At 67.7% G+C, this 11,842-nt stretch carries 13 protein-coding genes; 6 read left to right on the forward strand and 7 right to left on the reverse strand.

Annotated features, from left to right (window positions below):
• Positions 1-159 precede the first annotated feature (159 nt).
• Genes ABE571_RS18505 through ABE571_RS18515 form a run of 3 tightly spaced genes read right to left on the reverse strand, consistent with a single transcriptional unit; the run spans position 160 to position 2,183 of the window.
• The gene (locus ABE571_RS18505) at positions 160-1,110 is read right to left on the reverse strand and encodes an aspartate carbamoyltransferase catalytic subunit (protein WP_313212143.1); all 951 of its coding nucleotides are present in this window, start codon (positions 1,108-1,110) and stop codon (positions 160-162) included.
• Between the two features lie 16 nt (positions 1,111-1,126).
• Positions 1,127-1,624 carry a Holliday junction resolvase RuvX gene (ruvX, locus tag ABE571_RS18510; protein WP_313212142.1) on the reverse strand — a complete coding sequence of 166 codons (498 nt, stop codon included), beginning with the start codon at positions 1,622-1,624 and terminating at the stop codon, positions 1,127-1,129.
• Positions 1,617-2,183 (reverse strand): YqgE/AlgH family protein, encoded by a 567-nt coding sequence (locus ABE571_RS18515; protein ID WP_313212141.1) that lies wholly within the window; start codon positions 2,181-2,183, stop codon positions 1,617-1,619. Before ABE571_RS18515 ends, ruvX begins: the two co-directional genes overlap by 8 nt.
• 109 nt (positions 2,184-2,292) lie before the next feature.
• On the opposite strand from ABE571_RS18515, the gene ABE571_RS18520 reads away from it, so the two are divergent.
• Both ABE571_RS18520 and ABE571_RS18525 read left to right on the forward strand, forming a co-directional pair.
• Positions 2,293-2,829: a DNA-3-methyladenine glycosylase I gene (locus ABE571_RS18520; RefSeq protein WP_313217443.1), complete on the forward strand. Its 537-nt coding sequence runs from the start codon at positions 2,293-2,295 to the stop codon at positions 2,827-2,829.
• Positions 2,826-3,965, forward strand: coding sequence for a hypothetical protein (locus ABE571_RS18525; protein WP_313212139.1), 1,140 nt, complete (start codon positions 2,826-2,828; stop codon positions 3,963-3,965). Before ABE571_RS18520 ends, ABE571_RS18525 begins: the two co-directional genes overlap by 4 nt.
• A 6-nt stretch (positions 3,966-3,971) precedes the next feature.
• On the opposite strand, the gene ABE571_RS18530 is transcribed toward ABE571_RS18525, so the two are convergent.
• Positions 3,972-4,679 (reverse strand): YitT family protein, encoded by a 708-nt coding sequence (locus tag ABE571_RS18530; RefSeq protein ID WP_179460934.1) that lies wholly within the window; start codon positions 4,677-4,679, stop codon positions 3,972-3,974.
• 186 nt (positions 4,680-4,865) lie between these two features.
• On the opposite strand from ABE571_RS18530, the gene ABE571_RS18535 reads away from it, so the two are divergent.
• Positions 4,866-5,687 (forward strand): alpha/beta hydrolase, encoded by an 822-nt coding sequence (locus tag ABE571_RS18535; RefSeq protein WP_346494371.1) that lies wholly within the window; start codon positions 4,866-4,868, stop codon positions 5,685-5,687.
• Positions 5,688-5,774: 87 nt separating this feature from the next.
• Here ABE571_RS18535 and ABE571_RS18540 read toward each other — a convergent pair whose 3' ends face one another.
• From ABE571_RS18540 to ABE571_RS18550, 3 genes are all read right to left on the reverse strand, one after another.
• Positions 5,775-6,758 carry an aldo/keto reductase gene (locus ABE571_RS18540; protein ID WP_346494373.1) on the reverse strand — a complete coding sequence of 328 codons (984 nt, stop codon included), beginning with the start codon at positions 6,756-6,758 and terminating at the stop codon, positions 5,775-5,777.
• 372 nt (positions 6,759-7,130) lie between these two features.
• Positions 7,131-8,270, reverse strand: coding sequence for a PilT/PilU family type 4a pilus ATPase (locus ABE571_RS18545; RefSeq protein ID WP_313212136.1), 1,140 nt, complete (start codon positions 8,268-8,270; stop codon positions 7,131-7,133).
• 78 nt (positions 8,271-8,348) lie between these two features.
• Complete coding sequence (locus ABE571_RS18550) at positions 8,349-9,386, reverse strand: type IV pilus twitching motility protein PilT (RefSeq protein ID WP_019185385.1); 1,038 nt, start codon at positions 9,384-9,386, stop codon at positions 8,349-8,351.
• 108 nt (positions 9,387-9,494) lie between these two features.
• On the opposite strand from ABE571_RS18550, the gene ABE571_RS18555 reads away from it, so the two are divergent.
• Genes ABE571_RS18555 through ABE571_RS18565 form a run of 3 tightly spaced genes read left to right on the forward strand, consistent with a single transcriptional unit; the run spans position 9,495 to position 11,687 of the window.
• Positions 9,495-10,175: a YggS family pyridoxal phosphate-dependent enzyme gene (locus tag ABE571_RS18555; RefSeq protein WP_346494375.1), complete on the forward strand. Its 681-nt coding sequence runs from the start codon at positions 9,495-9,497 to the stop codon at positions 10,173-10,175.
• Between the two features lie 28 nt (positions 10,176-10,203).
• Complete coding sequence (gene proC, locus ABE571_RS18560; protein ID WP_346494377.1) at positions 10,204-11,025, forward strand: pyrroline-5-carboxylate reductase; 822 nt, start codon at positions 10,204-10,206, stop codon at positions 11,023-11,025.
• Between the two features lie 59 nt (positions 11,026-11,084).
• The gene (locus tag ABE571_RS18565; protein WP_313212132.1) at positions 11,085-11,687 is read left to right on the forward strand and encodes a short chain dehydrogenase; all 603 of its coding nucleotides are present in this window, start codon (positions 11,085-11,087) and stop codon (positions 11,685-11,687) included.
• Positions 11,688-11,842 lie beyond the last annotated feature (155 nt).

Consider the following 11,842-nt stretch of genomic DNA (forward strand, 5'->3'; position numbering starts at 1 on the left):
TTGTCCGGGGTGGGGCCGCCCCGGGGGGGGCGGCCGGGTTTGGGGGGGGCCCGGGCCGGGGGCCGCCACTACCCTGCGCGCTGGGGGAATTTCTGCGGAGCCGGCCAGCGGCCGGCACTACCGGTCATGGGTTCGCATGCGGTTCGATACCCTTGACGCTCACCCCAGCAACGTCTCCAACACCGCCATGCGCACGGCGACGCCGTTGGCGACCTGGCGCAGTACCCACGACTGCGGGCCGTCGGCCACCTCGTCGGTCACTTCCACGCCGCGGTTGATCGGGCCCGGGTGCAACACGGCGGCGTCGGTGCCGGCACGCTTCAAGCGCGCGGCATCCAGGCCGTACTGCGCGTGGTACTGCTCCAGCGAGGGCACCAGGCCTTCTTCCATGCGCTCGCGCTGCAGGCGCAGCATCATCAACGCATCGGCGCCTTCCAGCATGGCGTCGAAATCATCGCCAACGATGCAGCCCTTGAGGGTGTCATCGTCCGGCAACAGCGACTGCGGGCCGCACACGCGGATCTCGCCGACGCCCAGCGTGCGCAGGGCATGCAGGTCGGTGCGGGCCACGCGCGAGTGCTTCACGTCGCCGACGATGATCACTTTCATCTTCGAGAAATCGCTGCCCTTGGCCTGGCGCAGGGTCAGCATGTCCAGCAGGCCCTGGGTCGGGTGCGAGCTGCGCCCGTCACCGGCGTTGACCAGGGCGGTACCCTCGCCCGCCACCGCGGCCAGCGCTGCCACCGCGCCATCATCGGGATGCCGCACCACGAAGCCGCGCACGCCCATGGCTTCCAGGTTCTTCAGCGTGTCGCAGGCGGTCTCGCCCTTGCGGGTGGAGGACGTGGAGGCGTCGAAGTTCAGCACGTCCGCACCCAGCCGCTGCGCGGCCAGCTGGAACGAGCTGCGGGTGCGTGTGGACGGTTCGAAGAACAGCGTGCAGACCGCCGAGCCACCGAGCACATGACGCTTGTTGCCGACCCGGCCGACAGCCGCGTCGCGGATCTGGCCGGCGCGGTCGAGCAGCTGCAGCAGGGTTTCGCGGGGCAGACCCTCCAGGGTCAGCAGGTGGCGCAGGCGTCCATCGGAATCGAGTTGCGAGGCGGTCATGGGCAGGGTCTGAGGGTCAGGAAACGGGGGTGGCGTCATCCGGGCAGGAGAGCCAGCGTTCGATGATCACCGCCGCGGCCACTGCATCGAGTGCAGCGGCATCGCGACGGCGTTTGCGGCCTTCGGCGCGCTCGACCGCGAACCGGCGTGCCGCCTCGACCGAGCTGGAACGCTCGTCGACCAGCACCACCGGCAGTTTGAAACGTTCCCGCAGCTGGCGGGCAAAGCCCTGCGCACGCTTGCGGTTGGGCTGGTCCTGGCCGTCCAGGGTCAGCGGATCGCCGACCACCAGGCCGTCCGGCCGCCACTCTTTGATCAGGCGCTCCACCGCGGTCCAGTCCGGGCCATGGCCGTGGACATCGACCACCGCGATCGCCCGCGCATGGGTGCCGAACGAGCTGCCGATGGCCACGCCGATGCGGCGCGAACCGACGTCGAAGCCGAGCACCGTGCCATCACGGCGGATGGTTGGCGGCGTGGCCGCAGCAGGCGCTGGCGTGGCCGGCTCAGACATGGCCGCTGTAATCGGTGAGGCGGAACAGGTCCACGCCGATACGTGCCGCCGCACCTTGCCAACGCTGTTCGAACGGCGTGTTGAACAACAGCTCGGCGTCGGCCGGCACGGCCAGCCAGCTGTTCTCGGCCAGCTCGGACTCCAGCTGCCCTTCGCTCCAGCCGGCGCAGCCCAGGGTGACCAGCGCATTGCGCGGGCCCTCGCCACGGGCCATGGCTTCAAGGATGTCGCGCGAGGTGGTGAGGAACACGCCCTCGCCCACGGCCAGGCTGGAATCCCAGTTGCGCGCATCGTCATGGATCACGAAGCCGCGCTCGGGATGCACCGGGCCGCCGTTGAGCACGATCTGGCCAGGCAGGGTGTCACTGGTGGTGGTGATTTCCATCTGGGCCAGCACCTCGCCGAGGGTGTACTCGGAGGGCTGGTTGACCAGCACGCCCATCGCGCCGTTCTCGTCGTGCTGGCAGATCAGCGCCACGGTACGGGCAAAGGTGGGGTCGGTCAGCGACGGCAGCGCGACCAGCAGGTGGTGGGCAAGCGAAGTAGACAGTTCAGACATGGCCCCATTCTAGCCGCTGGCCGTGATGTGCGCTTTCGCGCTGACATAATGCAGGCCTGCGTGCGTGCCCCGGCCCGTGCGCCTGATCCGCCATCGCAAGGAGCTGCACGTGTCCGGTTACTGCCTCATCGCCCCCGGCCATCCGGTCCACGGCCACTACCATGACCACGAGTACGGCTTCCCGCAGCGTGAGGAGCGCGAACTGTTCGAGCGCCTGATCCTGGAGATCAACCAGGCCGGCCTGAGCTGGGAGACCATCCTGAAGAAGCGCGAGGGCTTCCGTGCGGCCTACGATGGTTTCGACGTGGACACGGTGGCCGCCTATGGCGAGCGTGAGATCGAGCGCCTGCTCAACGATGCCCGCATCATCCGCAACCGGCTCAAGGTGCACGCAGCGGTCCACAACGCCCAGGTGATCCAGCAGCTGCGGGCCAGCCACGGCAGTTTCGTCGGCTGGCTGGATGCCCACCATCCGCTGGACAAGGCCGGCTGGGTGAAGCTGTTCAAGAAGACCTTCCGCTTCACCGGCGGGGAGATCACCGGCGAGTTCCTGATGAGCCTGGGCTACCTGCCCGGCGCGCACGCCCCGGACTGCCCGGTGTTCAAGCGCATCGACACGCTCAAGCCGGCCTGGCGCCAGAAGTGACGCACCCCGTCGTGCGGGCTGCGCTGCTCGCTGCCCTGAGCCTGCCCCCGCTGGCTGCCGCAAGCGACCTGGACGGCGTGCTGGAGCGCCTGCGCGCGGAGATCGCCGCGGTGCCGGTCGACGACCCGGCCCCGATCGATACCGTGCTGGCCCGCTACCGCGACGAAACCGGCATCGACCTGCAGATCCCGGTGGCCGGCGACAGCGATGCGCCGCTGCCCGCGCTGGTGCGCCCGGCCAACATCACCCCGGCCGATTGGGACGCGGTGACCCGCTACCTGCGCGGGACCGATGCCCAGCACAGCGTGCCGGTGGAGATGGGCGAGCTGTCGCTCTCCCTGCTCGATCTGGATGGCGACGGCCAGCGTGACCTGGTGCAGAGCGCCTACAGCGGCGGCACCGGCCTGTACACGCAGGTGGACATGCTGCGGCGGGATCCGCAGCGCGGCTTCGTGGTGCCGGACAGCCTGGACCCGCAGCGCCCTTGGGCACAGGGCCAATACGGCCTCAGCGGGCGTGGCAGCGATCAGGGCCTGTACTGGCTGCGTATCGACGGGGTCAGCTACATCGCCTACCGCGATGGCGACTACTACGGCGATACCCTGCTGCTGAACCGGCCGTTGTCGGCCGACCCACGCGAACGCAGCCCGACGACCCGGTTGAAGGTGCGCTACGGCCGCGAGCATCGGCTGGCCGATCCGGTGATGCATGTCGACGGCGAACCGCTGGATGCGTCCGCCACGGCGATCGCAGCGGACCGGCGCCTGCTCAGGCACATCGAGCGCCTGCTGGCCGCGCTGACCGTTGATGGCGACGGCGTCGCGCATTTCGGCGATGAGCAGGGACGCTGCCCGGTCCCGGCCGGCACCGATCCCGGTGAGACAGACCTCTGGCCGTGGCGCGGCGCGGGGAGCTATACCTTCGATACCGCCGCCGACACCGTGATCCGCTCGGGGAAGCAGTGCTACAGCGCCACGCTCATCGCCCTGCGCAGCAGCTATGCCGGCGACCATGCCCTGTGCTGCCAGCTGTGGCTGTACCGCGGCCCGGGTGAACAGGCGGCCGCATTGGACCTGCGCAGCCGCCGCTGGGTCTCCGGCGTGACCGTCGTTGCGGTGCCACCGCAGGGCGAGTAACGGGCGTCAGACGCCCATGTAGCGGCCCGGGCGGTGGTTGAACATCAGCACCAGGCTGAGCACCACCGCGCCAATCGCCGAGTACATCACCTTGGACGGGGACAGCACCGAGAACGCCACGCACATCAGCAGTGTGTCGAACGACATCTGCACCTTGCCGGCGCTCCAGCCGCGGGTGCGCTGCAGGTACACGGCCAGGATGCCGATGCCGCCCAGGCTGGCCCGGTGGCGGATGTAGAACAGGATGCCCAGACCCGCCAGTGCGCCACCGACGATCGCCGAGTACAGCGAGCTCATGTGGGCGAAATCGGCCCAGCGCGGCAGCAGGTCGGTCAGCACGCCGCAGGCGGTGACCGCCGCGAAGGTCTTCAGGGTGAATTCCCAGCCCATGCGGCGCACGGCCACCCAATAGAACGGCAGGTTGACCAGCACGAATACCAGGCCGAAGTTCCAGCCGAAGGCGTAGTGGGCCAGAAACGCCAGCCCGGCCATGCCGCCGATCATCAGCCCACCCTTGGCGAAGATCGCCAGGCCGAGCGAGGCGACCAGGGTCGCCAGGACCATGCCCTGCACGTCTTCGGCCACGGAATGGCGCAGGGCTTTCTCGTCGGCCACGGTGCCGGCGCTGTCCGGTGGCGGGGTCAGCGGGCCTGCGGTGACCAGGTGGCCGTCAGCGTCGTCGCACGGCGCGGGGCCATGGGAATCAAGGGACATGGGGGTGGGGGTGTGACGTGGGGAGCGGTATTAGACACGATCGGCGTGACAGATGTTGGGGAGATTGATTCAGCTGCGCCAGGGTCGCGAAATCGACATCCCCCTTTCATCCCGCCTGAACACCCTGTAGACGCAGCATGCACGGGTACCCCGCTGCGCCCCTCCCCCCCTCAGGAGTTCCGTGCCATGCCCTACGTCACCACCGCCGACAAGACCGAGATCTTCTACAAAGACTGGGGCAAGGGTCAGCCCCTCGTGTTCCATCACGGCTGGCCGCTCAGCGCCGATGACTGGGATACCCAACTGCAGTTCTTCCTGCTGCAGGGCTACCGCGTGATCGCGCACGACCGCCGCGGGCATGGCCGCTCCTCGCAGACCAGCGGCGGGCATGAGATGGACACCTACGCCGCCGACGTCAACGCGCTGGCCGATCACCTGGACCTGCGCGATGCGATCCACATCGGGCATTCCACCGGCGGTGGCGAAGTCGCGCACTATGTGGCGCAGGCCAAACCCGGGCGCGTGGCCAAGGCCGTGCTGATCGGTGCGGTGCCGCCGATCATGGTCAAGAGCGAGGTCAACCCGGGCGGCACGCCGAAAGAGGTTTTCGATGGCTTCCGCCAGGCACTGGTCGCGGGTCGTGCGGCGTTCTACCGCGACGTGCCGATTCCCTTCTACGGCTTCAACCGCGAGGGCACGCCGCCACAGCAGGGCATCGTCGACAACTGGTGGCGGCAGGGCATGATGGGCGCGATCAACGCGCACTACGACTGCATCAAGGCCTTCTCGGAAACCGACTTCACCGACGACCTGAAGAAGATCGACGTGCCGGTGCTGGTGATGCACGGCGACGACGACCAGATCGTGCCGATCGCCGATTCAGCAGAGCTGGCGATCAAGCTGCTCAGGCACGGCACGTTGAAGGTCTACAAGGGCTATCCGCACGGGATGTGTACGACGCATGCGGACGTGATCAACGCGGATCTGTTGGCGTTCATTCGCGGGTGAGGTGTGTGCCGACCAACGGTCGGCACCTACCCGACATGCGTGGGACGGGTAGCGCACGACCGTTGGTCGTGCGCCCCGTCGCCCCGCTCAGCGCGCGACCAGCTTCTGCCGCTCGGCGTTGTAGCGATCCCCGACGATGGCGATGCTGTCCAGCGCCGCACCGATCTGCTGCAGCTCCGCATCGCTCAACACCACGGCCACCGCGCCCAGGTTCTCCGTCAGACGGTGCAGCTTGGTCGTACCGGGAATCGGCACGATCCACGGCTTGCGCGCCAGCAGCCAGGCCAAGGCGATCTGGGCCGGCGTCGCGCCCTTGTCGGCGGCAATGGCGGTGATGCGATCCACCAACGCCTGATTGGCTTGCCGCGCCTCCGCTGCAAACCGCGGCACGCTGTTGCGGAAGTCATCGGCCGCGAACTGCGTATCCACGTTGATCGCACCGGTCAGGAAGCCCTTGCCGAGCGGGCTGAACGGCACGAAGCCGATCCCCAACTCTTCCAGCACCGGCAACACCGCCTGTTCCGGCTCGCGCCACCACAGGGAATACTCGCTCTGCAGCGCCGTCACCGGCTGCACGGCGTGCGCCCGGCGAATGGTATCGACGCCGGCCTCGGACAAACCGAAGTGCTTCACCTTGCCCTCGGCGATCAGATCCTTGACCGTACCGGCCACGTCCTCGATCGGCACGTTCGGGTCCACCCGGTGCTGGTAGAACAGATCGATGCGGTCGGTCTTCAGCCGCGCCAGGCTGGCCTCGGCCACCGCGCGGATACGCTCGGGGCGACTGTCCAGACCGGCGTCGGCATGGCCACCCTTGAAGCCGAACTTGGTGGCGATCACCAGCTGGTCGCGGAACGGCGCGAGCGCCTCGCCCAGCAGTTCCTCGTTGAAGAAGGGGCCGTAGGCTTCGGCCGTATCGAAGAAGGTCACGCCCTGCTCGACCGCGGCGCGCAGCAGGGCGATCGCCTCGGTGCGGTCGGTGGCCGGGCCATAGCCGTAGCTCAACCCCATGCAGCCCAGGCCGAGGGCGGAAACCCGCAGGCCGCTGCGGCCCAGTTCACGTGTCTGCATGGTGCTGCTCCTGCCGGTGGGACCGGCGTCATGGGGGAGTGCCACGATAGCCCTGTCGGCGGCGGAGATTGGATGGTGTGGGGTACGTTCGGTCATGAGCGTGGCTAATCAATCGAGGCATGAAGCAGATACGCATCATCCCGGCAGCGCGTAGGTGACCTTTTTATCCTTGATCGATACCCATCGCCGCTGCTGCAGCTGTTGGATCAACGCTGCGCGCTGGAAGCCGCCGGCGCGCGGTACGGATCGTGCATGTCCATATGCCCATCACCTGATACGTTGATACCGGCAAGGTGCCGGCGCCCCTGCACCCCGGTTGCCCAGGACGGCGCGACTATCCCAGCGCCGCGCCGCCTGTTGAAGCCCGCTGTGTCAGCGGACTTCCGAAATCTCCACCCCGTCCAGCCCCTGCGACAGCGTGCGTGCATCGCCACCCTGCGACAGCTTGATGCGCAGGCGTACTTCGTTCTGCGAATCCGCATAACGCAGCGCGTCTTCGTAACTGATCTCGCCGGCCTGATACAGCTCGAACAGGCTCTGATCGAAGGTCCGCATGCCCAGCTGCACGGAGTCCTTCATCACCTCCTTGAGCTTGTGGATCTCGCCATCGCGGATGTAATCCTGCACCAGCGGCGTGCCGAGCATGATCTCCATCGCGACCTTGCGCGACTTGCCATCCGGCGAGGGAATCAGCTGCTGGGCGACCACGCCCTTGAGGTTCAGCGAGAGATCCATCAGCAACTGGTTGCGGCGGTCTTCCGGGAAGAAGTTGATGATGCGGTCCATCGCCTGGTTGGCATTGTTGGCGTGCAACGTGCACAGCACCAGGTGGCCGGTCTCAGCGAAGGCGATGGCGTGATCCATGCCCTCGCGGGTGCGCACCTCGCCGATCATGATCACGTCCGGTGCCTGGCGCAGGGTGTTCTTCAGCGCCGCTTCCCAGCTGTCGGTATCGATGCCCACTTCGCGCTGGGTGATGATGCAGCCCTCGTGCTTGTGAACGAATTCGATCGGGTCTTCGATGGTGATGATGTGCCCGGTCGAGTTGTGGTTGCGGTAGCCGATCATCGCCGCCAGCGAGGTCGATTTGCCGGTGCCGGTCGCGCCGACGAACAGGATGATGCCGCGCTTGGTCATCGCCAGCGTCTTGATGATCGGCGGCAGGCTCAGCTCTTCCACGGTGGGAATGCGCGTCTCGATCCGGCGCAGCACCATGCCGACCTGGTTGCGCTGGTAGAAGCAGCTCACGCGGAAGCGGCCGACACCGGACAGGCCGATGGCGAAGTTGCACTCGTGGGTCTTTTCGAACTCTTCGCGCTGTGCCGGCGTCATCACGTTCAACACCAGGTCGCGGCTCTGCTGCGGCGTCAGCGGTGTCTGGGTGATCGGCGAGATCTTGCCGTTGACCTTGATCGCCGGCGGCATGCCCGCGGTGATGAACAGGTCCGACGCCTTCTGGTGCGCCATCAGCTTGAGGAACGAGGTGAAGTCGATGGTGGTGGTGGTGTTCATTGCGGTGTGCTCCGAAGATTGCCGGGAGCCGGCCAACGGCCGGCGGTGCAGGAAGCCGGGCAGCGCCCGGCTCTACCATCATTCGAAGATGCGCTTGTCCTTGGCGTACTCGCGCGCCTGGTTGCGGGTGATCAGGCTGCGCTTGACCAGATCCTGCAGGTGCTGGTCCAGGGTCATCATGCCCATCTGCTGGCCGGTCTGGATCGCCGAGTACATCTGCGCGACCTTGTCCTCGCGGATCAGGTTGCGGATGGCCGGGGTGCCGACCATGATTTCCCAGGCGGCGGTACGCCCCCCCCCCACCTTCTTCAGCAGCGCCTGCGAGATCACCGCGCGCAGCGACTCGGACAGCATCGAGCGCACCATCGGCTTTTCGCCGGCGGGGAACACGTCGATGATGCGATCGATGGTCTTGGCGGCCGAGCTGGTGTGCAGCGTGCCGAACACCAGGTGGCCGGTTTCCGCCGCGGTCAGCGCCAGACGGATCGTTTCCAGATCGCGCAGTTCGCCGACCAGGATGATGTCCGGATCCTCACGCAGGGCCGAACGCAGCGCTTCGTTGAAGCCGTGCGTGTCGCGATGCACTTCGCGCTGGTTGATCAGGCACTTCTGCGAGGTGTGCACGAATTCGATCGGATCCTCGACGGTGAGGATGTGGCCGTATTCGTTCTTGTTGATGTGGTCGATCATCGCCGCCAGCGTGGTCGACTTGCCCGAACCGGTCGGGCCGGTGACCAGGATCAGGCCCTGCGGCTGGTCAATCAGCTCGCGGAAGATCGGCGGGCAGGCCAGGTCTTCCAGCGTGAGCACCTCGGAGGGAATGGTACGGAACACCGCACCCGCGCCGCGGTTCTGATTGAAGGCATTGACTCGGAAGCGCGCCAGCGAGGGAATCTCGAACGAGAAATCGACCTCGAGGAATTCTTCGTAATCGCGGCGCTGCTTGTCCGACATGATGTCGTACACCAGCGCGTGGACCTGCTTGTGGTCCAGGGCCGGAATATTGATGCGACGGACATCGCCGTCGACGCGGATCATCGGCGGCAGGCCGGCCGACAGATGAAGATCCGACGCTTTGTTCTTTACAGAAAACGCCAACAGCTCGGCGATATCCATGCGCTGCTACTCCCCATGACTGCTGCGACTGGAAGGTTCTTTCCCCGGGCGGCAGTATAGAGCGAGATGTGCACAATACGCGCCAGCCCCTGATCCACCGGACCCGCCGTGACCGCCCAAGCCCTGCCGACCCTCCTGACGAACCTGCACAACGCGGCCGCTGCCGCCGGGCGGCCAGATCCGCGCCTGCTGGCGGTCTCCAAGACGCAGCCGGCCGAGGCCGTGCAGGCCCTGGCCGCGCAGGGCCAGCGAGCCTTCGGGGAGAACTACGTGCAGGAGGCGGTGGCCAAGATCGAGGCGCTGGCGCCGCTGGGCCTGGAGTGGCACCTGATCGGTCATCTGCAGTCCAACAAGGCCGAGCTGGCTGCCCGCCATTTCGACTGGGTGCAGAGCGTGGACCGCCTCAAGCTGGTCACCGCACTGGCCACGCACCGCCCGGCCAGCCAGCCGCCGCTGAACGTGCTGATCCAGGTCAACATCGATGACGAGGACAGCAAGCACGGCTGCGCGCCGGAAGACATCGACACGCTCGCGGCCGCCATCGCTGCGGCGCCGCAGCTGCGCCTGCGCGGGCTGATGGCGATCCCGGCGCCTTGGCCCGATCCCGAGCGTCGCCAGGCCGCCTTCACCCGGATGGCCGCGCTGTTTGCCACGCTGGCGGCAGCGCATCCGCAGGTGGATACGCTGTCGATGGGGATGAGCAGCGACTACCCTGAGGCCATCGCCCATGGCGCCACCCTGGTCCGCATCGGCACCGCGCTGTTCGGCGCACGCCCGCGACCGGCCTGAGCGCCCCGCCCCGTTCCAAGGAGAGTTCATGAGCACGTCCCCCATCACCTTCATCGGCGGCGGCAACATGGCCCGCAGCCTGATCGCCGGCCTGGTCCGCCAGGGCGTGGCCCCGGCCAGCCTCCATGTGGCCGAGCCGGTGACCGAACTGCGTGAGCAGCTGACCGCCGAATTCGGCATCAAGACCTACGCCAGCGCGAGCGAAGCCGCCGCGCAGGGCACGGTCTGGGTGCTGGCAGTCAAACCGCAGGTGCTGCGTGATGTCTGCGCCTCGCTGACCGATATCGCCCAAGGCAAGCAGCCGCTGGTGGTCTCCATCGCGGCCGGCATCACCAGCGGCCAGCTGGACCGTTGGCTGGGCGGTGGCATGGCGGTGGTCCGCGCGATGCCCAACACGCCGGCCCTGCTCGGCGCGGGCGTGACCGGGCTGTTCGCCACCGCCACGGCCAGCGCCGCGCAGCGCGCGCAGGCCGACACCGTGCTGGCCAGCGCCGGCCGCACCGTGTGGATCGATGACGAAGCGCGCATGGACGCCGTCACCGCCGTCTCCGGCAGTGGCCCGGCCTATGTGTTCCTGCTGGCCGAAGCGATGGAAGCGGCCGGCATCGCCCAGGGTCTGCCGGCCGAAGCGGCCCGCACCCTGGTGGTGCAGACGCTGCTCGGTGCCTCGCGCATGCTCGATGAATCCGGCGAAGCCCCGGCCGAGCTGCGTCGTCGGGTAACCTCACCGAACGGCACCACCCAGGCCGCGATCGAGAGCTTCCAGTCCGACGGCTTTGAAACCATGGTCGCGCGCGCGATCGACGCGGCGACGACGCGTGGGCAGGCATTGTCGGCGGCGAATGATTGACGACCAGGCGCAGCCACGCACGGCGTGGCGTTACCCCTACGTTTACGGGAGACATGCACATGAAGATCCTGCTTGTCGGTGCCAGCGGCACCTTGGGCCAGGCCGTCGCCAGCACGTTGGGCGCCCACCATGAGGTTATCCGCGCCGGCCGTCATGGTGGCGATGCGCAGGTCGATCTGACCGACGATGCCAGCGTGCAGGCGCTGTTCGCGAAGGTGGGCAAGGTCGATGCCGTGATCGCGACCACCGGCCGGGTCCACTTCGGTCCGCTGGCGCAAATGCGGCCGGCCGACTTCAACCTCGGCCTGCAGGACAAGCTGCTCGGCCAGGTGCGGCTGAGCCTGGCCGCCCAGCATCACCTGAACACCGGCGGCTCGATCACCCTGACCAGCGGCATCATCAGCGCCCAGCCGATCCGCGATGGCGCCAATGCCACGGCAGCCAACGCCGCACTGGAAGGTTTCGTGCGCGCCGCCGCCTGCGAGTTGCTGCCGCGGGGGCTGCGCATCAACGCCGTGAGCCCGAATGTGCTGGCCGAATCGATGGATGACTACGGCGCGTACTTCCCGGGCTTTGAACCGGTGACGGCGCAACGCGCGTCGCTGGCCTACCAGCGCAGCGTGGAAGGCATCCAGAGCGGGCAGGTGTTCACCGTCTGGTGAGGGCGGTGCCGGCCAGCGGCCGGCACTACCTCCCACATAGCGGGTACCGCGATGTCCCTGCATCACCGGGACCGGTAGTGCCGGGGGGGGGGCGCGGCCGGGCGCCCGGGGGGCGCGGGTGAGGCGGGGCCGGGCCGGGGCCACACCCCGCCCCG

Source organism: Stenotrophomonas sp. TWI273 (genome assembly GCF_039674765.1).
Taxonomy (GTDB): domain Bacteria; phylum Pseudomonadota; class Gammaproteobacteria; order Xanthomonadales; family Xanthomonadaceae; genus Stenotrophomonas.